The sequence below is a fragment of the Hafnia alvei genome (assembly GCF_900095695.1).
Lineage (GTDB): Bacteria > Pseudomonadota > Gammaproteobacteria > Enterobacterales > Enterobacteriaceae > Hafnia > Hafnia alvei_B.
Window position 1 is genome coordinate 16,695 of record NZ_FMIQ01000051.1, and the last position, 23,193, is coordinate 39,887.

A 23,193-nucleotide genomic window follows, 5' to 3' on the forward strand; every position below is an offset into this window, starting at 1 on the left:
TACTTTTAACATCATGTATTTGCTGGTAATAATTTTTTTCATAAAAAATCCGCTCAATGGGATATCGCTGGATTGTGTCTAAAGTGTGAGATGTAGTTAAATTTATGTAAATATCCAATTGCCTTAATATCAATCGTTGTTTATATATTTCTAAGTAAGAATTTATAATTTAGAAAGTATCTACACGTTTCGATTCTCTGTTTTTAAGTTTTTTAACCAGGTCAATGATTTCACAGCACGGCTTATCAGCTGGGCTGCGGCTAAGTTTGCGCTGCGTTCAGGCGCGCTTTATACACAGCAAAGTGATTGAAAGGAGTGGTTATGGCACAGTCAAATTTATCTTCTGGCGTATCTGCTGGTTCAGGAAGCGTTGATATTGTTACTCGTTCCAATGGGAAACAAATTGCTCAGTATGCTCAAGGAAATCGAGTAGTGACGTTGACAGAGTCTAGCGTGGTGAAAATCCACGGTGACTCTTCCTTAGTGGCCAGCTATGAGCGGCAGGGCAATGATTTGATTGTCCACATGAAAGATGGATCGACCGTGCGCTATCAACGCTTTTTCTTTCTCGATGAGCACGGTGAGCACAGCGAACTCGTTTTCGACGATGGCAAAACGACACACCATGCCATTTTCCCATTTGCAGACATGGCAGGTTCTTCTACCGCGCAAACAGTGATCCCGACTTATGAGACGCTGGGTGACGGGATCACGACGTTAGTTGGGCATGATGGTATCTCTGCTGGCGTGATTGGCGGAGTTCTCGGGGCATTAGCTATCGGCGGCGGTATTGCACTGGCCGCAGGTGGGGGAGGCGGAGGGCATGGAGACAGCAGCTCAGGAAATGGAAATGGTGGAAATGGCAATGGAAATGGCAATGGCAATGGCAATGGCAACGGCGGCAATGGTAATGGCAATGGAGGAACAACCAATCCAACCTTAAAAGTGAACGCCTTTGCGGGCGATAACGTGCTTAACCACAACGAAAGCTTAGCCAATCAAGTGCTAAGCGGCAGCACCACGGCCTCGAATGCGGGGCGCACGGTGACGATCACCCTTGGCGGGAAAACTTACATTGGCATTGTGGGCAAAGATGGGAGTTGGAGTATCAATATTCCAACCGCCGATTTGCAGGCTCTGCCGCAGGGTAGCCTGAATATTAGCGCCACCTTGACCAACAGTGCAGGCCACAGCACCACGACCAAGCTGGTGGTTAACGTCAAAACGGCGCTGCCTGATCTCACCCTCAATGCGTTTGCGGGCGATAATATCCTGAACCAGCAGGAGAGCACGGTCACTCAGAGCCTGAGTGGGAAAACCAGCGCGTCTAACGCCGGCCAAAAAGTCACGCTCACCCTAAACGGGAAAACCTATTCCGCCGTGGTTGGGGCAGACGGCACGTGGAGTATTGGTGTCAGCAGCGGTGATCTACAGCACCTGTCGCAGGGCAAGAATACGTTATCGGTCTCCATCACCGATAAATACGGCAACACCAACACCAAGACCGAGCAGTTCAATGTCGACACCACATTGACGGGAAATCCAACCCTAAAAGTGAACGCTTTTGCGGGCGATAACATTCTTAACCACAACGAAAGCTTAGCCAGCCAAGTGTTAAGCGGCAGCACCACGGCCTCGAATGCGGGGCGCACGGTGACGATCACCCTTGGTGGTAAAACCTACACTGGGATCGTGGGCAAAGATGGGAATTGGAGTATCAATATTCCAACCGCTGATTTGCAGACGTTGCCACAGGGCAGTCTGAATATCAGCGCCAGCTTGACCAACAGCGCAGGCCACAGCACCACCACGCAGCTGGTGGTCAACGTCAAAACGGCACTGCCGGATTTAACGCTCAATGCCTTTGCGGGCGACAATGTTCTGAGCAAGCTAGAGAGTACGCTAACTCAGAGCCTGAGCGGGAAAACCAGCGCAGATAATGCCGGCCAAAAAGTTACGCTCACGTTAAACGGGAAAAGCTACACGGCGGTGGTCGGGGCTGATGGTACGTGGAGCATTGGCGTCACCAGCGGGGATCTACAGCATCTGCCGCAGGGTCAGAACAATCTATTGGTTTCTATTACCGATAAATATGGCAACACCAGCACCAAGACTGAACAGTTTGATGTAAAAACCACTACGCCAGCGATCAGCGTTGCACAATTCGCCGGTGATGACACCTTGAGCGGCGCGGAGGCAAAAACTGCCCAAGTACTCAGCGGAAGCACGCTCAACGTTGAAGCCGGGCGCGTGGTCACCATCAAACTCGACAATGGCAAAACCTATCTCGCCACCGTGCAATCTGATGGCTCTTGGAAAGTCACAATTCCTTCTAGTGATTTAAGTTCGCTGTCGGTGGGTAACCATAGTTTTAGCGTTAGCGTTACCGATTTGGCGAATCAAACGGCGAATAGTAGCCATAGCTTTAAAGCCTCGGGTGACAACTCATCCATCGCTATTTCCATTGTTTCTAGCGACGATTACTTAAGCGCCAGCGAGGCACAGCAGCCGCTGGCAATCAACGGTACTACCGTGGGTGTCAGCGCTGGAGCCCATGTCACGGTGCTTCTCAACGGTAAAACCTATGGTGCCACGGTCGGTATCGCTGGGAATTGGACCGTCAGTGTACCGCCAGCCGATCTCGCGCTGCTGGCTGATGGTGCCACCAAGATAACGGCGTCGGTGACGGATTCACTGGGCAAGGTGGTTTCTAGCCAACATACGCTCAACGTGTTGACGCATGAGTTACCTGCGCCAACCATTGATACGCCGTTCACCGACGGTATTTTGAATTTGCAGGAGTCGGGCAAGGTTCAGACTCTGAACGGAACTTCAGGCATCCACGGGGCGCAAACGGTGACGATCACCCTTGGGGGGAAAGTCTATAACGCCGTCGTTGATGCGCAAGGTAATTGGCAAGTATCGGTTCCGGTCAGCGATTTGCACGGTTTCCCGCAGGGCTCGCTGTCGTATCAAGTATCTGCCACCGATGTGGCAGGCAACAATGGCAAGATAAACGGCAGCTTTAGCGTTGATACCATTGCGCCGCAATTGTCGATTGGCGTATTCGCGGGTGATGATGTGCTCAATGCCAGCGAACAAAAAACAGTACAGGCCGTGTCAGGAACAGCCTCTGTTTCTGAACAAGGCAAACTGGTCGATGTGCTGATCAACGGTAAGCATTACAGCGCCACCGTAGGGGCTGATGGCCGCTGGAGCGTTAACGTTCCGGCCAACGATCTCGCGCCGCTGACCAATGGTAATCACACGATTACCGCTACGCTGACCGACAGCGCGGGCAATAGCACCAGCAGCAGCCATAGTTTCGTGGTGAAAAATCTTCTGCCAACGGTAACCGTTTCCACCTTTGCCGGTGACGGCACGCTGGATAACAGCGAGGCCCAAACCGCTCAGGTGCTCAAAGGCACCACCACCAATGCCGAAACCGGCAGCACGATTACGGTAACGCTCAACGGGCAAACCTACACCACGCATGTGCTCTCCAACGGCTCGTGGAGCCTGACGATCCCATCCGCCGATCTGGAAAAATTACCTGAAGGTCTTGCCAATGGTAATGTCAGCGTTACCGACTTGGCGGGACAAACCGTTAACGGCAAATTCAGTTTCAACGTTGATACTGATACTTCGCACGGCAGTATTGCGATTTCGATTATTGCCGGCGATGACTATCTCAACGTTGCCGAAAGCAATGGCTCACTCAATATTACCGGCACCACGACTAACGTGAGTGCTGGCAGCTCCGTTAGCGTCTTGCTAAATGGCAAAAACTATCAGGCGACCGTCGGTGCGGATGGACGTTGGCAGGCTTCGGTCAGCAGCGTTGACCTAAAAGCGCTGCAAGATGGCGTCGCCACCGTAACCGCCACCGTGAAAGACAAAGAAGGTAATTCGGTCAGTGCAACGCACGATCTCAACGTGCTCACGCATACCTTGCCAAACCCAACGATCAATGTGCCGTTTGGTGATGGCGTGCTTAACGCCAGCGAAGCACAGAGCGCACAAACGATTACGGGTAAAACGGGGATCACGGGCGCAGGACAAACCATCACTCTGAATTTAAATGGCCATGACTATACCGGCACAGTTGATGCGAATGGTAACTGGAAAGTGGTGGTTCCTCAGGCCGATTTGCAGGCGCTGCAAAATGGTAATCAGGTCATCAAGGTGACCGCTGGCGATATTGCCGGTAACCAGATTGGAGGCTCGCTCACCGCATCGGTCGATACCGTTGCGCCGGTGATTACCATTAACAATTTTGCTGGCGATAATCGCCTGAACATTCAGGAAGCTACGCAGGCACAAACGCTGTCTGGCACCGCGGTTGGGGCCGAAGCGGGCCAAAAAGTGACCATTGTTCTGAATGGCAAAACCTATACCGCTACGGTAGACGCAAGTGGTAACTGGACAACCTCGATTCCTTCCACTGATTTAAAAGCGCTGAGCAATGGTGATACCACCATCAGCGTGAGCGTGACAGATAAAGCCGGTAACGGGGCGAGCCTACAAGAAACTATTTTGGTTGACTCCGATCCAAAATTTGCGCCGCTGCTCAGCGTTAACGTGTTTGCAGGCAATGACGTGCTGGATGGCACTGAACGACAGAATCTGCAAACGGTCACCGGTAAAGCCATGTACGTGGAAGCGGGTCAGGTGGTGACGGTGACCATTGGCGGTAGCAGCTATACCGGCACGGTCAAGGCTGATGGGAGTTGGTCGGTCAATATTCCGGCGGGTGCATTAAGCGGTTTAAACAACGGTAGCTATACGCTCGATGTTAAAGTCAGCGATGTGAGCGGCAACAGTGCGCAGGCCAGCCATGATTTCACGGTTAATACCACCGCTAGCGCCTTAACCGTATCGCCGCTCACCGGCGACAACCTGGTTAACTCAGCCGAAGTGGCTTCAGGGCTGGTGGTTAACGGAACCTCCGTTAATATTCCGGTTGGTGGGAAAATAGAAGTTACCCTCAACGGGGTCACCTATAACACCACCATTCAGGCCGGTGGCGTGTGGAGCGTAACCGTGCCTGCCGCTGCCGCCAAGGCGATCCCTGATGGCACCGCCACGCTGACGGTCTCTGGATTAGATAACGCCGGGAACCCTGTCACCTCCAGTCAGAACTTTGAAATTATTACCCATACTGCTCCGCATCCAACCTTAAATGCGCCGTTTGGCGATGGTTATTTGAATGCCGCAGAGGCTGGCAGTAACCAACAGCTGAGTGGAACAACGGGCGTAGCGGGCGCAGGCCAGCAGGTAACGGTTAACTTTGGCGGTAAAAACTATACCGCCACGGTTGACGCTCAGGGCAACTGGACGGTGAATATTCCAAGCGGTGATTTCACCAATCTGAAGGATGGCCCACAGACGATTACCGTGACGGCAACCGACGCGGTGGGTAACAGCAATAACATCAGCGGCAGCGCCCAGATCGATAAAACATTGCCGGTGCTGACTATTGATCCGATCACCGGCGACAACGTAATTAACGCCGCAGAATCGCACAGCCCGATTGTGATTTCAGGCACCGCGCCGGTTGGCGACAGCGGCCAGACCGTGGTTGTCAAAGTGGTAGTCAACGGCGCGACCTACACCGCCAATGTTAATCCAGACGGTACTTGGAGCCTCACACTCCCTGCCGGGGCGCTTAACGGCGTGAGCGATGGCAATATCTTGTTCAACGCCTCACTCACCGATGCCGCAGGCAATACCGGCAGCATCAACCAAGTGGTTAAATTGGATGCCTCGGCGGCGAACCAGCCCACCATTCACATTGGCACTGTTTCTGGCGATGACTATATCAACGCCACCGAGATTAACGCTCCGCTGACGATTTCGGGTACGTCAACCAACGTTGAAGCGAACCAAATCGTCACGATTACGCTCAACGGAAAAACCTACACCACCACGGTGAATGCGGACGGCAGCTGGAGCTATAACGTCCCTATCGCTGATGTTAAACAGCTGCCTGACGGCATTGATGGCATCAACGTATCGGTGAGCGATACCAGCGGTAACCCCGCAACGGATTCTCACAATGTGACCGTTATTGCGCAGCCTGCTGATTTGCCGACGATTCACGTGAATACCGTAGCCGGTGATAACGTGATTAACGCCAAAGAAGCGCAAAGCGACCTGCAAATTACCGGTACCACAACGCATGTCACTAATGGACAAACGGTCACCGTTACCTTGGGTGGCAAAACCTATACCGGCAGCGTAGACGCCAACGGGCTGTGGAGCGTTACGGTTCCTGCTGCTGACGTACAAAAACTGGATCAGGGATCGCAAAACATCGTTGCCAATGTGAACGACGTGGCGAAAAACCCAGCCAGCGATACCCACGCTGTACAGGTAGACACTCAGGCACCATTACTGAGCATCGATCTGTTCGTCACGGATAACGTGCTGAACTACGCTGAAGCGTTGGTTTCGCAGATATTAAGTGGCAAAACCGACGCGGGCCAAACGGTCAGCGTCACTATCAACAATAAAACGGTGCAGGTAACCGCTGACGGCAACGGCATCTGGAAACTGACGGTTTCAGCCGGCGATCTCCAGGCGCTACCGGATGGCACTAATACCATCACGGTGACGGCAACCGATAGCGCAGGCAACACCACCAGCAAAGATCTGTCTTTGAACGTTGGCACACATCTACTGCCGACCCTCACGCTAGATACGCCGTTTGTTGATGGCATTCTGAGCATTGCGGAATCGGCGGCGGGCGGCGTGCTAACCGGCACCTCGACGCACTTGCTGCAAGGTACGCAGATCACTATCACTATCGGCAGTGGTGTTAACAGCGTGCAGATTATCGGTAGCGTGGGACTCAACGGTATCTGGTCGATTCCGGTCTCTGGTCACCTGCTCGATACGTTGCTGGATGGTAAAGCAGCGATCAACGTCACGGCTACCGATATCTACGGCAACGTTGGCAGTGCGACGGGGCAGTTGGATGTCTTAACGCACCTTGAACCGACGGCGACGCTGACGCTGCCGCTGTTTGGTGACAATGTGCTGAACAATGCTGAAGCGCTGCTGGGGCAAACGCTGACCGGTAATTCAGGTCTGCTGGGTGCCGGGCAAACGGTGTACATCACGTTGGATGGCAACAAATACGTGGGCGCCGTGGACGTGAACGGTAATTGGACGGTGCAGCTGCCGTCTAACGTGCTCGGTGCGCTGAGCGATACCTCTCATACCCTGAGCGTGACGCTAACGGATCGCGCAGGAAATACTGAAACCAGCAGCTCCGCAAACTTTACCGCTAAAGTGACGCTGCCGATCCCAACCTTAGATACACCGTTCGGCGACGGCATTTTGAACTTTGTGGATTCACAAACGGCGACCTCCCTGCATGGTTTGTCAGGGTTAACCACCAACGTGGGCGTGAGCGTTATCGTGAACATCAACGGTACGCCGGTAAACGCTATTGTGAATCCTAACGGCAGTTGGACGCTGCCGCTAGACGTTGGCACCCTACAGGGGCTGCCAGATGGTACTTGGTCACTATCGGTGACCGTGAAAGACGCGGCGGGTAACGTGGTGACCTCACCGACGCAAACCGCCGAGGTTCTGACTCACGTGGTGCCGCTGCCAACCATTAACCTGCCGTTTGGTGATGGCCTGCTGAGTATTGCCGAAGCGGGTACGTCGCAAACTCTGACGGGGAGCACGGGTATTACCGGCGCCGGGCAGATTGTTAAAGTCACCGTGGGTGGGCAAATTCTGGATGCTCTGGTGACGGATGATGGCAAGTGGACGCTGTCGGTGCCATCAAACGTGTTAGTTACCGTAGGCAATGGTTCTAAGCTGATTCACGTTGAGGTGACCGATCATGCAGGCAACGTTGGCTCGATAGATGGCAGCTACATCGCCAGCTTAACGCCACCTAACCCAACTATTGGCACGTTGTTTAACGATGGTCTTCTGAATATCGGTGAGGCTAATGACACGCTGACTCTGAAGGGAACAACGGGTTCTAGTGGCCTAAACCAACAGGTTAAGTTGAGCATTGATATCGGCGGCACCATCTATACCGGCGTGGTCGATGCTAGCGGTAACTGGACGATTACGTTGCCGCCGAAAGCCCTATTGGGTATCGGCAACGGTGACCACCAAATTACGCTGACCGCGCAAGACGCAGCGGGTAACTCAACCACCATCACGCCAGCGCCGACGTTTACCGCTTATCTGACGCCGCCAAGCGTGACGTTGGATACGCCGTTTGGCGACGGTGCACTGAGCATCAGCGAGAGCGGAATTACGCAAACGCTGCATGGCTCGTTAACGTTGAATAATTCAACGGTTGCCGGTTCGGTTGTCACCGTCACCATCAACAACCACGACTTTACCGCCACGATAAATCCGGGCGGTACGTCATGGACCCTAGATTTACAGCCGGGGGATATGACGGCGATAAATCTGGGCAGCGGCCTGCAAGATATTAAGGTGACCGTAACCGACGTAGGGTTAAACACTAACTCCTCGACCGGGCAGGCGCTGATTGCGCTGACGCCGCCGACGATTACGGTGAATACTAACTTTATTACCGACGGCGTGATCGACTATGCCGACCTGCATGCTTCGCAGACTATTTCCGGCGGATCAACCGGGCTATCAGTAGGGCAGTCCATCACGGTCAACATTGGTGGAAAACCATTTACGACTACGGTAAACGGCGACGGCTCATGGAGCTATACGCTGAAAATTACTGATTTGGTGGATATCCCGAACGGTTCTCTGGTCGTTACGGCCACCGATGCGGCGGGTAACCCAGCGGAATCACTGCCAACCATCTACGTCGTCAACCCTCTGGCAGCGGTGCCGGTGCTGACGATTGACCCAATTAGCGTGGACAATCTGCTAGGAAGCAGCGACCTCGCGTCAGGCACGGTGATTGTCAGCGGTCACTCTTCGGGTCTAAGCCCTCTGAGTACGCTTCAGGTGACGATCAGTGGCACACCTCCTTTCAGCATCCCGGTAGTTATCGGTGTCGATGGGTCGTGGCAGATAACGGCTCCCGGCTCTGTGTTCTCTGAGGGAGACCACACCATTACGGCGAACGTAACATTGGGGTTACCGCTACTGACGGCAAATCTGGATGTCACGGTCGATCTCACCGCGCCAACGCTGACTATTGATGCTTTTGCGGGCAATAATATTCTGAACGCCTCTGAGGCGGCGGTGCCGCAAACGCTCAGCGGTACGGCGAGCGTGACGGAAATTGGCCAGAACGTACAGATAACGCTCAACAACAAAACCTACAGCGCCGCCGTTGTTACCGATGGTGCAGGCGGTGCCAAATGGTCAGTGATTATTCCAGTTACTGATATGGCCGCGCTTGGGCAGAGCAGCCCAATAATTGTCGCGACGCTGGCGGATAAAGCAGGCAACAGCGTTGAGGTTGACCGTCCAATTCTGGTTGATACCACGATCCCGTTAGTCAGCATTAACCCGCTCAGCATTGGCGGCGTAATTAACAGTTTGCTCAACACTGTCAATATCGGCGCGGGGATCTTGCTGAATGGTTCGGCGGAGCCGAACAGCAGCGTCACGATTAAAGTGGGCACGTTGGCTGGCGTGACCGTACAGACCGACAACGACGGTAAATGGTCGTTAAACGTTGCTAAGGTAGATCTGCAAGGCCTCACCGATGGGCCGCAGGTGATTACCGTTACCAGCACCGACAGCGCGGGCAACGTGAGCGTTCCAGTCAACGTGGGCTTGAACGTGGCGTTAAATCCGGGCCTTGGCGATACGCTCAATACGCTGATTGGTGGCGATGGCGTGCTGAACCTGGCGGAGTCGCTGCTGACGCAAACCCTGACGGGGACCGTGAGCGGCAACTATACCGGTGCAACCGTGTCGGCCACGATCCTCGGGCAGACATACACGGTTAGCGTGGGCAACAACGGTAAATGGAGTATCAATATCGACCCAAGCCGTTGGCTACTCGCGACCGGCAAAACCTTGGACTTCGATCTGGTGCTGACTGATGCCAACGGCAATATTGTGCATACGCCGGTGCATGTGGACTTGGCGCTGACCGATCTACCGCTGATTCAAAACGTGGTTGCGATAGGTGATGGCTTCCTGAACCAATTGGAAAGTACCGCAAACAATGTGGTTACAGGGACAATTGGCAATATGGTCACCGGTACCACGGTTGCCGTACAGCTGGGGATTGGTACCTACCAAGCAACGGTCAACGCCAACGGCACGTGGAGTGCCACCATTCCGCAAAATGTCTTGGCAGGCTTGCAAGACGGCTCGGTAAAAGTGGTGATTATCGCCACCGATCCAGCGGGCAACGTGGTGACCAGCAGCACCAACCTGAACGTGATTACCCATAACCTGCCAACGGTGGTGCTGGATCCGCTGTTTGGCGACGGCGTGCTGTCATTAACCGAAGCGCTGGCTGGCGGTCTGACGATCGGCGGCTCGACCAGCGGCATGGTAGGACAAACGCTGAAGGTGTTGATTGGCGGCTCTCAGGTAGCGACGGCGGTAGTTGGCGCCAACGGCAAGTGGAGCATTGCCGTCACGCCGCAAATCCTCGACATTCTTGAGGGTGTGGTTGGTGGCAACGTCACGGTTGAGGTGAAAGGCAATGATATTGCCGGTAACCCGGTTGACCAGAGCGTTGGGCTTAAACTTGACCTAACACCACCCGTTCTCAGCGGCATTTCCCTGTTCGGTGATGGTTTGTTAAACGCGGTAGATGCGACGACTAACCAGCTAATTACCGGTACGGCGACCGGTGCGCCACAGGATTCAACGGTGAACGTACTGATCGGTGGCAAAACCTTTACGGGTGTGACGCTAGCCAATGGCACATTCAGCATTGCGTTAACGCCTGCCAATCTCGCTCAACTGCCCGATGGTAGCCTGACGGCAACGGTTACCGTGACCACGCCAAGCGGCAATACGTCATCGGCCACGGCCGGCGTGAAAGTAGGGCTAACCAATCTACCAACCATCACGCTCGATCCGTTGTTAAGCGGCGACGGGTTCCTCAACAAAGCGGAATCGCTGGTGGATCAAGTCATCAGCGGCAAAGTGACAAACCTGACTTCTGGTACGGTGAACATCACGGTTAACGGTACGCCGTTAACGGCGACGATCAACCCGAACGGAACGTGGAGCGCTACGCTGAAGGCAGGATTGCTGAGCGGATTACCTGATGGACCGTTGAATATCAACGTGAGCGTGACCGACGCGGTGGGCAACACCAGCTCGTTGCCGACGATACTGACCACGCTGACTCACAACTTGCCGACCATTACGTTGGGTAGCCTGTTTGGTGACTCTGTGCTGAGCGTCGGTGATTTGCTGACGTCGCAGCTGATTAGCGGTACTACCACGAATTTGGCCGGTGGTTCGCTCACGCTAACGCTGGGCAGCAAAACCTACACGGTGCCGGTGGGCAGCGGCGGGGCATGGAGCCTGTCTGTATCGCCATTGGATCTTAAAGCGCTGCTGGATGGGAGCTTAACGGTTGGAGTCACGGCGAAGGATGCGGCGGGTAACCCTGCGAGCGCCAACGGCATATTGTCGGTGGTTACGCATGCTCTGCCAACGCTGACTATCGGCAGCGTTTTTGGCGACGGTGGCCTGAATATCACTGATTTAGCCAGCGCACAGGTGATTAGCGGTACCAGTACCAATGCGCAAGGCTCTCAGCTGACCGTAACATTGGGCGGTAAATCTTATCTAACGACGGTAGGGAATGACGGTTCATGGAGCATTAACGTTCCGAAAACCGATTTGTCACTGTTGGGCGATGGCAGTTTAGGCGTCAACGTGTCGTTGACTAACCCGATCGGCAATACGGTCAGTGCGGGTGGTTCACTCAACGTGATCACCCACCAGCCAACCGTGGGCATTACGAGCGGCATATTCGGTGACGGTATTTTGAATATCGCCGAGTCCGGCGTTTCACAGCTGCTTACCGGTACGGTAACGAGCGCGTTGCCGGGTGCCAAAGTGGTGGTGACAGTCGGTACCATAGACTATCAGGCCACGGTGAATGCGAACGGCACGTGGTCGCTCAATCTAACCTCAACTCAGCTGAAATTGCTGACCGATGGTCCATTGCACATCGGCGTGAAAGTCACCGACGTGGTAGGCAACACCAACAGCACCGGCGTTGATGTGGGGGTCAAGCTAGCTCAACCGCTGCTGGGACTCAACATTGTGACTCTGCCACCGTTAACCGACCTGTTGTTTGGCGGCAAACTGTTGGTGATCACAGGAACCTCCCAGAATCTGCAGAATGGCGCCGCGGTGCATGTTTCGCTGCTCAACGATACGCTTTCTGCTAACACCACGGTGGATGGCAACGGCAACTGGTCTGCTTCACTAAACTTAACCCTAAACCTGCTGCAGCTTCTCCTGCTCAACAAGGTGGTGAACCTCAGCGCACACGACTCAGCGGGCAACGGCGTGGTCGTTAACGTCGGTCTGGATGGTCACATTATTGATATCACGCCAACCTCTGCGCCAGCACCGGCAATGATGATGGCCATGAGTCTCGATGATGTCGCGGCCAGTCAGTCTGACTCACAGGATCATCTGTCACAGAGTCACTCTGCGACCAGTCTTGATGATTCGGCGGCCACATCCACTTCCGGTACCTTCACCATCGGCGGCGTTACTATTGATTTGGCCGACGGCACGCATAGCAGCGGCGGCTCAGTCACCGGTAGCGCAGGCGGCGATAAGGTTCACGTTAGCGATTTGGGCTTCACCCATATCGATGGCGGAGCGGGCACCGATACGCTGGTGTTGGACGGTAGCAATCTCAACCTGGATCTCACCTCGCTGGGGCTGAAAGTCGAACACATTGAGATTTTCGATCTGGGCAAGACGGGTAATAACTCTATCACCTTGGATCTCAAGGAAGCACTGAACGTCACGGATAAACCTCAGGATGACTTGTTGATCAAAGGGAGCATCGGCGATCGGGTCAATTTGGTGCATGGACAGGGCGATATCTGGGATGTCAGCGGGCAACGTGAAGTAAACGGCGTGACCTACGACGTTTACCACAACTCCTCAACCGGCAGCAGCACGTTGGGAGACGTGCTGATTCAACAAGGTCTGCATGTGAACTTGATGTAGTGACGAAGCATTCTGTTTTCGTCAGGTGTTTAGTTTAAGTCTTGGTTGTTCGAGCCACGCCAACGGGGTGTTGGCGTGAGGGGAGGAGGCGCCAAGGATGGCGCATGCCGACCCGATGCGGAAATGCCATCACGGATAAAGTTAGGGACGCGCTGGCGTCCCTAACCCGAACGCCTACGCGGAGCAACATGAAAATGCGGAGCGGAGAGGCGGGCGGAATTTTACACAGTAAGTGAGTGCAATAAAGATTTTCTCTTTCCTTGTTTTAGAAAAGAGAACACAGAGCAGGATGAGCTCTAACACATAAAACCGATAAGCCATCATCACGATGTAAAGGTGGGGCAACATGATAAAGCGCATAAAACAATGGCCGGTAACGGTCTGGATGTGTTGTGGTTTGGGCTGTTTCGCTGCGTTACCGGTATGGGCTAAAACCACCACAACGAACTACCAGTGGCAATCCGCGCCGTCTGAACAGGCGCAAGATGAGCTCACGATTAAAGAAGCTATCCTGCGAGCATTTGGCCGCCATCCGCAAATTGCTCAGGCATCGGCACAGATCCACGTAGGCGAAGCGAACCTCACCGTGGCAAAAAGTGCCTGGTATCCTCAGGTATCGCTGCAAAGTGCGGCGGGGCGCTCGCATCAAACAGACTCCTCTGGTTCACTCAATAGCAATGCGTCTACGGGCGTGACGTTAAATCAGCTGCTGTATGATTTTGGCAAAACCAGCGGCAGTATTGATGAACAACAAAATCTGGGCGCGGCCTATGATTATCAGCTCTATACGGTACTCAATAACGTGGGGCAGCAAACGGTTCAGGCGTATTTGCAGGTAAAACGCTATCAGGAGCTGATGGCGGCGGCCAAGCGCAATTTGGCCTCGCTTGAATCGGTGAGAGAGATGTCGAAGCTGCGCGCAGATGCCGGACTTAGCTCTCAGTCTGACGTTTTACAAGCAGAAACCCGCATCGCTGGCATGAACGCCACCTATGAACAATACCGTGCGCAAGAACGTTCCGCTCAGGCTAACCTGACGGTGCTGACCGGCGTGGTATCAGAAAACCTTCCTGACCTTCCCAAAGACCTGCTCGATCAAAAGATCACCATCAAAGACCTTCCTTATGAACAGAACAGCGCGGTGCGTAGCGCTCAGGCTAAGCAATTGGCCGCTGAGCAGCGCGTGCGGCAGGCGGAAGCGCAGCATTGGCCGACGATTTCTGTACAGGCAGGGCGAACCCGTTATGAAAATAGCGACAGCTCTTATTGGGACGATCGGGTGCAGTTGGTGGTGCAAGCACCGATTTATCAAGGGGGAGCGACCAGCGCCAAGGTAGATGCGGCTGAAGGCGATCGCCAAGCGGCACTGGCAGAGGTTGAGGCCAGCAAGCTGGATCTCAACCAAAAGGCGTCGGTGGCCTATGCTGATTTGATTGGCGCACAGCAGCGTCAGGAAGCGGGTGAAGACCAGTTTAGCTCGGCTGAACATACGCGCAGCGTGTATCAGGATGAATACAAGCTCAGCAAACGTAGCCTGAACGATCTGCTCAGCGTCGAGCAAGACGTATTGCAGGCCGATAGCGCGGCGATTGTGGCTCGCTATGACGTTTGGGATGCGGCGGTTCGCTATGCGGGTGCAGTCGATAACTTATTAGATATGCTGAATATTTCTCGGCCAAAGGTCACGGGCGACACTCTGCCTGCATTATAACAAGCGCGTTAAATCCAGAAGAGGTATGTGATGGCAGATCAACATTCAGGCGCCGATAAGTGGATTTTAGCGATGGTGCGCGCCGCAGGGCGCTTTGGACTTCCCTGTGATATTCCGGCGCTACAGCAGCAAATGCGCTGGTTTGAAAATCTTCCGTTACAGCGCCGCTTAGAGCGGATAGGGGCGTTACTGGGTTTACAGATAACCATTCGACCGAAAAACAGCGTGAGCTGGCGCAACGAAGTGATGCCGGTGATGGCGCAGCTAGAAGATGGTTCGGTGCTGATCTTGGAAAACCTCGATGCTGAAAAGCACGTCAGCTACTGGCTAAGCGACTGCGGCGACATGGTGAGAGAGGAAGAGCTTGATGCTCTGCTAGGGCGCATTCAGCCAGACGTGGTGCTGCTTGGCATCGCCGCGCGCGGGCACGATTCACGCATTGATGATTTTGTGCAGCCCTATCAGCAGCATTGGTTTTGGCATCACTTTAAACATGCAGGCCGCAAGCTTTCAGAAATCTCTATGGCGTCGGTGCTGGGCAACGTGTTGGCACTGGCGGGAATTTTGTTTTCCATGCAGGTGTATGACCGCGTGATCCCTGCGCAGTCATATCCTACGCTGTGGGTGCTGTTTGTGGGCGTTTTGTTTGCGGCATTTTTAGAGTATTTCATCCGCCTCTCGCGGACGCATATCTCCGATTTGATGGGCAAGCACATCGACCTAAAAGTGTCGTCGATGTTCTTTGCCCGTGCGTTGGCGATTAAAAACGATGCGCGGCCAAAATCGACCGGCTCTTTTATTTCTCAACTGCGTGAAATCGATCAGGTGCGTGAACTGCTGACCTCCACCACGGTAGGGGCGGCCATGGACATGCCGTTTGTGCTGCTGTTCTTGGTGATTATGGCGATGGTCGGTGGGCCGCTGGTGGCGATCCCGCTGATAGCCATTCCGCTGATTGTGATCCCCGGCATTCTGATCCAGTGGCCGCTGGCGAAGCTTGCCAAAGAAGGCATGCGTGAAAGCGCGATTCGTAATGCGGTACTGGTGGAGTCGATTGAAGGCGTTGAGGATATTAAGGCGCTACAGGCAGAACCCTATTTCCAGCGTCAATGGGAGCAAACGCATCATGTGAGCGCGGCCATAGGGATGAAGCAGCGCGTATGGGGCGCTCGTTTGAGCGGGTGGGCTTCTACCGTGCAGCAAGTGACCTATGCCGGTATGTTGGTGCTGGGAACGTATCTGGTCCTAGCGGGCGATATTACGACCGGTACCATGGTGGCCTGTAGCCTGCTGTCGTCGCGCACGATTGCGCCTTTAATGCAGCTCACTATGGTGTTTTCACGTTGGCAACATGCTAAGAGCGCGATGACGGGGTTGAACGACCTGCTGAAGAAGCCGCTCGATCGCGATCCCGAGCACAAGATGGCGCACTGTCCGGCGCTGGCGGGACATTATCAGCTCGACAATCTGCAATATAGCTATGACATCGAAAAGGGTGAGCAGGCGCTGTATATCCCTGAGCTGGAAATTAAGCCGGGCGAACGGGTGGCGCTGATTGGCAAGGTGGGGGCCGGTAAATCAACCTTGCTGAAGCTGCTGTCAGGGCAAGCCGAAGCCAGTAAGGGCAAGCTGATTATCGACGGCGTGGATATGGCGCATATCGATCCGGTCGATGTGCGGCGCCAGATTGGGCTGCTTTCGCAAGATTCACGGCTATTTTTTGGCACCCTGCGGCAAAACCTGATGTTAGGCCATCCGCATGCAACGGATCAGGAGCTGATTCAAGCGCTGCGCATCAGCGGTGCATTGAGCATGGTGCAAAAAGATGCCGCCAGCCTCGACCGTATGATCAACGAAGGCGGGCGTGGTTTGTCCGGTGGGCAGCGGCAAATGGTGATGCTGAGCCGCATGATTGTGCGTAATCCACAGGTTGTGTTGTTGGACGAGCCAACGGCATCGATGGATGAACAGCTCGAAAGCTATGTGATAAGGCAGCTACAAAGCTGGATGGCGGGAAGAACCTTGATACTGGTGACCCATCGTCCGGCGCTGCTATCTCTGGTTGACCGAATTATTGTGATGGACGGCGGAAAAGTGGTTGCTGACGGTTCGCGAGATGAAATCCTCGGCCAGACCCAGCGTAATAGCAACGTGACATCGGTTGTGGCCTAACGGGAGGCAGTATGGCAGAGCTCACAATGCAGGAAGACATGGCACGCCAGTCGCGCTTTTACTCCTCGGTGGTGTGGTTAACGTTAGCGGGAATGACGTTCTTTTTTGTTTGGTCCTATTTTGCCACGCTGGATGAAGTGACGGTCGGTACGGGTAAGGTAACAACCTCGATCCGTGCCCAGCTGATTGAAAGTTTAGACGGCGGTATTGTTTCTGCGCTGCTGGTGCACGAAGGCGATATTGTCAAAAAAGGGCAGGTTTTGGCGCGGCTCGATCCGAAGCGCTTTCAGTCAAACTACGGCGAAGCAGCGGCCAGAGCCCGTGCGCTACGAGCATCATCGGAACGATTACGGTCGGAGCTGACCGGAGAACCACTTAAGTTTAGTGCTAGCACGTTGGCTGAGCCTGAGTTGGTGGCGCGTGAACGGCAGCTTTATGACTCACGCCGCCGTAACCTCAATGAAACCGTGGCGAATCTACAAGAGTCGTATCGATTGGTGATCGCTGAGCTAAAAATGACGCAGCCTTTGGTGGCGAAAGGCGCGGCGAGTCAGGTTGAAGTGATCCGTTTGCAGCGACAGGCCAGCGAACTACAGGGAAAAATTGATGATGCGCGCAACCAATACGCGCTAAGGGCGCGTGAAGAACAGGTAAAAAACAATGCGGATTTGGACGCTCAGCTCGAAGTGATGGCGGGGAAAGAGGATCAGCTCGATCGTGTCACCATGATTTCACCGGTGCGCGGCATTGTGAAGGATATTCAGGTGATGACGGTTGGCGGCGTGCTGCAACCCGGCGGCAAACTGATGGAAATCGTGCCGCTGGAAGATCAGCTGTTGATTGAAACGCGCATTAACCCGCGTGATATCGCCTATATCCGCCCAGGGCTTGCGGCAACGGTGAAAATTACCGCCTATGACTCTTCTATTTATGGCAACTTGAATGGCACGGTGGAAATCGTTTCACCGGATACGCTGCAAGATGAAGTGCGTCGCGATCAGTATTATTACCGCGTGTATGTGCGCACCAAGAGCGCGGAGCTGAGTAACAAAGCAGGGCGAAAATTCCCGATCCTACCCGGCATGGTGGCGAGCGTAGAGATTAAAACCGGGCAGAAAACCGTGCTGGATTATTTGATTAAGCCGTTGAATAAGGTGAAAGAGGCGTTGAGGGAGCGGTGAGGATTTACTGCTGTTGATGACACCTTTGTGTAATATTCCGCCCGCCAGTTTATACCGAGTTTCATTGCTGCATGGGTGAAGGCGTACGGGCAGAGACCACCAGCGCGTGGTCTCTGCACTCGCGCGCTTTTATCCGAGACGCCATCTCCGCTCCGGTTTGGTATCGCCCATCCAGGGCGCCCCAAACTCCACCGATACATCCCTGTATCGGCGGCTCTCCCTACCAAGACTTAAACACTTAAAAGACAAAAACTAAAATTGTCTTTTGTCTTGTGTTTTTTCATGTTGAAAGAATGCATTTTAGAGCCGCCAGCAGGGATGCTGGTGGCAGGGCGAGGGCGCACAGGAAGTGCGCTCTGAGACCGGTCGGCCACACGACGCGGTAAAAGCGCGCGAGTTGAGAGTCCCCGCGCAACGGGACTCTCATCGGACGCCTACGCCAGCGGTTCCATAGAAACGTATTTGCTGACCGGCGTACGAAACCTTCAACGGCAGTAACATATAGCTATCGAATAACCCTCTAATTTCCTCTACTAAAAAAACATATCAGACGCCGATCACATTTTCTGTTAGAATCCCCCACAATTATGTTGCACTCGCAGTTTGTGCCTATCCCTCGTGGTGATCACCTATCTACCGCGTCTGATAAATCCACCCGGAAACTGCACCCGACCTTTCGGGTCAAGGTGGATTTGGAGTTTTACCCTAATATGTCTTTTGATACTCTCGGCCTGAGTGCCGAATTGTTGCGCGCTGTTGAAGAACAGGGCTATCGCGAACCTACGCCTATTCAATCTCAAGCGATCCCGGTAGTTTTACAGGGTCGTGACCTGATGGCCAGTGCCCAAACCGGTACCGGCAAAACCGCAGGCTTTACGCTGCCGCTGTTACAGCTGCTTTCTAAGGATGCGCAGCCGGTAAAAGGCCGCCGTCCTGTGCGTGCGCTGATCCTAACGCCAACGCGTGAGCTGGCTGCCCAGATCGGCGAGAACGTACGTGATTACAGCAAATATTTAAATATCCGCTCGCTGGTGGTTTTCGGCGGCGTTAGCATTAATCCGCAGATGATGAAACTGCGCGGTGGCGTTGATGTTTTGGTCGCCACGCCGGGGCGTTTGCTGGACTTGGAACATCAACGTGCGGTTGATTTATCCAACGTAGAAATTCTGGTGCTGGACGAAGCTGACCGCATGCTGGATATGGGCTTTATCCACGATATCCGTCGTGTGCTGGCTAAGCTGCCTGCCAAGCGTCAAAACCTGCTGTTCTCTGCGACTTTCTCTGATGAAATCAAAGAGCTGGCAAACAAATTACTGACTAATCCGGCTTCCGTTGAAGTGGCTCGCCGCAACACCGCGTCTGAGCAGGTTGAGCAGTCAGTGCATTTCGTTGACAAGCGCCGCAAGCGTGAGCTGCTGGCTCAGCTTATTGGCACTCATAACTGGCAGCAGGTGCTGGTTTTCACCCGTACCAAATACGGTGCTAACCATTTAGCTGAACAGCTGAACAAAGATGGTATTACCGCCGCAGCGATCCACGGTAATAAAAGTCAGGGTGCTCGTACGCGCGCGCTGGCTGATTTTAAAGCCGGTTCGATTCGTGTGCTTGTGGCAACCGATATTGCCGCACGTGGTTTGGACATCGATCAGTTGCCGCATGTGGTCAACTTTGAGCTGCCAAACGTGCCGGAAGATTATGTACACCGTATTGGCCGTACTGGCCGTGCAGAATCCACCGGCGAAGCATTGTCTTTAGTCTGTGTGGATGAGCATAAGCTGCTGCGTGATATTGAACGTTTGCTGAAACGTGAGATCCCACGTATTGCGATTGAAGGCTACGAGCCAGATCCAAGCATCAAAGCCGATCCGATCCAAAATGGCCGTCAAAGCCAAGGTCGAGGTCAGGGACGTGGGCAAGGCCAAGGTCGCGGCCAGTCTCAAGGACGCAGCCAAGGCAATGGTCAGTCGCGCGATGGTGCTCGCTCCGGTGAGAAGCCACGTAGCAACAATGGTGGCCAGCGCCGTGCAGCGGGAGAAGGTCGTAAACCTGAAGCCCGTGGTGATGCGCCATCGTCACAGCAGCGTCGTCCGTATCGCGGCAACAAGAAACCAGCAACCACTGCGTAATTTTTGTCGCTGCTATAGGCTAAAAGCCAACCTTCGGGTTGGCTTTTTTGTTTATGGCGCGAGACGAACGGTATTGCGGCCCTGCTGTTTGGCGAGATACAACGCTTGATCGGCATTTTCTATTAGCGTTTTAGCATCCACGCCGTTTTGCCACTGTGCAATGCCTTGGCTAAGTGAAACATACGGGGAAACGTCTGATTGATCGTGGGGCAGTGCTAAGGTGAATACTAAGTCCTTGAGTCGTTCAGCAACTCTTTCAGCCGCGTATTTGTCCTGATCCGGCAATAAAATAATAAACTCTTCACCGCCATAGCGGCCCACTAAATCCTGTGCGCAGCGTACTGCCTGTTGGAAGCGTTTGGCTAATTGGATCAGGCATGCATCGCCAGCCTGATGGCCATAGCGGTCGTTATATTTTTTAAAGTAATCGACATCAATCAAGATAATAGACAAGGGATGGCCGGTTGTTGTCGCCCTTGCAATCGCCTGCTGTAGTTCACGATCAAAGTGGCGACGGTTAGCCAGCGCCGTAAGCGGGTCTTGCTGCGACATTAGTGTGAGCTTATTCGCTAGCCGAACATTTTGATGCTCTCTCGTTACCGCCAACACAAACCAGCGGCGTAATAGACGGCGCCCCGTTTCGAACAAGACGGCAAAGACCAGATATCCCGCGAGATAAACCAAGCTTAAGGTTTTACTAAAAAACATCGCGTGCACAACGATAATGGCCCATATCGGCGTGGTGGCGAAAAAGAGGTGCCGCGATGAAGGATAGAGCGCAATTAACGACGACAGCATCAGCAAAGTTGAAATAGCAAAAATAAGATGGCTGAAATCACTGTAAAACAGCAGAGAAAGAATAATGCACCACATCACCCCAATGCTTAACGTTATGACTAGCATGACGTTTTCAAACTGCTTTTCAAGGACGCGGGTAAACCGTAAAACGGCCACATAACCGCACAGTATTGCCATTATTACGACGAGCGCGGTTTCGAGAAGGGTAGATAAAGCGGGATCCGCAGGCATTTGGTGACTGACGTAAAAATAATCGCGACAAAAAACAAATAAAACAAATGCGATTTGCACGCTTAACAACCAGCCTACGTTCATTTTTAAGGCGCGTATCTCGGCGACTTTTAGTCGGTCGCGTAGCGTTAGGTGTTGCGCATTTTTGTGGATAAGCTCGATCATTGTTATGTGCCTAATGATTTTGGACGGCAACTCTAATAGATTTAAGAGAACAATTGAAATTTATTATGAGCTATCAGGAACAAAACACAGGGATTTATTATGAGACGGTGAGAAGCGTGAGGAGATGATAAAGGGCGATGCCAAGAGAAGCAGCGCCAGTTTATGGGTAAAACTTACATATAGTTATATGCGTATACCGCGGCAGCCATGATGATCATGACGATGGTTATCTTGCGCATGAGAACTCTCTTTGTCCTTTGTCAATTTTGAGGGGCGGAGCATAGCATAAGTGCCGTGCTCACGTTATGACGCAGTTAGCAATCCTGGCTATAGCTGGCAGAAAGGTGGCGGGCTATTGATGCAACGCGCGCGGAAAGGCTGATACCATAATACTTTTAGCGCAGAGGGAGTTTGTGATGCCTAAGTTTCGGCCTTATTTAGCGGTGTATATTATTGTCCGCCAGCAGCAAAGTATTTTACTGCTTCAGCGCAAAAATACGGGATTTGATGATGGTAAATGGTCATTGCCTGCTGGCCATGTTGAAGAGGGAGAGTCGGCACTGACCGCTGCGGTGCGAGAGGCCGAAGAGGAAATTGGCATTGTCATTCCTCCATCGGCTTTAAAACTGATCTATACGCTGCATCGTAAATCTGATGAAAGAACGTATATTGACTTATGGTTTGAAGCCAAGCGTTTTGATGGCGTTCCGGTTAACAAAGAGCCCAATAAATGCGCCGGGCTGATGTGGAGTAATGCACAAAATTTGCCGGAAAATACGCAGGAATACGTCAAGAGGGCCTTGAAGGACATGCAAACAAATGGCTATGGGAGCTTAGGACTGACATGACCCTCTGTGCTTTTTTTATCCTGTTCCTTCGCTTCGACCACTGGGGTTACTTTGCCTATGGCGTTTCCTAATTGTGCTGTTCCATTGGGAGTAATCGCCCAAGCAGATGTTGGTGTGCCCAAATCGTCAAGGCTTTGCCATTTAAAACCACACCCGCCATTCTTTGGACACCATGATTCGGTTCGGCTGCCAAAAGGAGCCACTACGCCTTCAGCCGGCTGTAATTTTCCATTGATAACCATCTGGAATAGTGTCACGTAATAGGGCGTTGGATTTTCAATCGTGACCTGTGCCCCATGTCGCTGCCAGCGTAATTGTTGGTAGGCTTGGTTTGGTTCTCCTTTTAAACCCGAGGGACGATAAATCAATTTATATCGTGAACGAATGGCCAGCTGTAAATCATTTCCTGTCGGCCTGCCAGATGGGATCGCCGCGATACTTAATTGAAATAAGCTTTCTCTGTCATCGGGTAGTTTTCCTTCAGTGCGGATGATGCGTATGTAATTTTCCTGTTTTTTTCTCAGTGGCAGCAGGGGAGGCGTAGCAACAAAATTCGCTGATTCAGAATTAGGCAACGCCTGCCGTATGTTATTTCCTTGCGTGTTGTCAGGTAATATTTTTGTTTGAGTTAAATAGGGTAAGTCATCTGAGTTTTTAACCAGAAAAGGGAGACCTTTTTCGCTGTCCCCGTGATAAATAAAACGAGTTCCACCTATCATTATTCCGGCATACCCATTTTCTGAAAGTAATACGGATACTAATATAATGTAAAACAGACTGTGAAATTTTTTATTCTCAAAGGGTCTCATAAA

At 53.0% G+C, this 23,193-nt stretch carries 8 protein-coding genes; 6 read left to right on the forward strand and 2 right to left on the reverse strand.

Annotated elements, in window-relative coordinates:
• The first annotated feature begins 321 nt into the window (after positions 1 to 321).
• From BN1044_RS13275 to rhlE, 5 genes are all read left to right on the forward strand, one after another.
• Positions 322 to 13,149, forward strand: a complete 12,828-nt coding sequence (locus BN1044_RS13275) for an Ig-like domain-containing protein (RefSeq protein ID WP_072309110.1) — start codon at positions 322 to 324, stop codon at positions 13,147 to 13,149.
• Between the two features lie 346 nt (positions 13,150 to 13,495).
• Positions 13,496 to 14,860: a TolC family outer membrane protein gene (locus BN1044_RS13280; RefSeq protein ID WP_211095586.1), complete on the forward strand. Its 1,365-nt coding sequence runs from the start codon at positions 13,496 to 13,498 to the stop codon at positions 14,858 to 14,860.
• Positions 14,861 to 14,890: 30 nt separating this feature from the next.
• Positions 14,891 to 17,032 (forward strand): type I secretion system permease/ATPase, encoded by a 2,142-nt coding sequence (locus BN1044_RS13285; RefSeq protein WP_175421608.1) that lies wholly within the window; start codon positions 14,891 to 14,893, stop codon positions 17,030 to 17,032.
• Positions 17,033 to 17,043: 11 nt separating this feature from the next.
• On the forward strand, positions 17,044 to 18,213 hold the full coding sequence (locus BN1044_RS13290; RefSeq protein ID WP_072309112.1) for a beta-barrel domain-containing protein: 1,170 nt from the start codon (positions 17,044 to 17,046) through the stop codon (positions 18,211 to 18,213).
• A 710-nt stretch (positions 18,214 to 18,923) separates the two neighbouring features.
• The gene (rhlE, locus tag BN1044_RS13295) at positions 18,924 to 20,339 is read left to right on the forward strand and encodes an ATP-dependent RNA helicase RhlE (RefSeq protein WP_072309113.1); all 1,416 of its coding nucleotides are present in this window, start codon (positions 18,924 to 18,926) and stop codon (positions 20,337 to 20,339) included.
• A 51-nt stretch (positions 20,340 to 20,390) separates the two neighbouring features.
• On the opposite strand, the gene BN1044_RS13300 is transcribed toward rhlE, so the two are convergent.
• Complete coding sequence (locus BN1044_RS13300; protein WP_072309114.1) at positions 20,391 to 21,533, reverse strand: GGDEF domain-containing protein; 1,143 nt, start codon at positions 21,531 to 21,533, stop codon at positions 20,391 to 20,393.
• A 416-nt stretch (positions 21,534 to 21,949) separates the two neighbouring features.
• Between BN1044_RS13300 and BN1044_RS13305 the strand changes: the two genes are divergently transcribed.
• Positions 21,950 to 22,381 (forward strand): NUDIX hydrolase, encoded by a 432-nt coding sequence (locus BN1044_RS13305; RefSeq protein WP_072309115.1) that lies wholly within the window; start codon positions 21,950 to 21,952, stop codon positions 22,379 to 22,381.
• Here BN1044_RS13305 and BN1044_RS13310 read toward each other — a convergent pair.
• Positions 22,357 to 23,190, reverse strand: coding sequence for a fimbrial biogenesis chaperone (locus BN1044_RS13310; RefSeq protein WP_072309116.1), 834 nt, complete (start codon positions 23,188 to 23,190; stop codon positions 22,357 to 22,359). The two genes, BN1044_RS13305 and BN1044_RS13310, sit on opposite strands and share 25 nt — an antisense overlap.
• Positions 23,191 to 23,193: the final 3 nt, after the last annotated feature.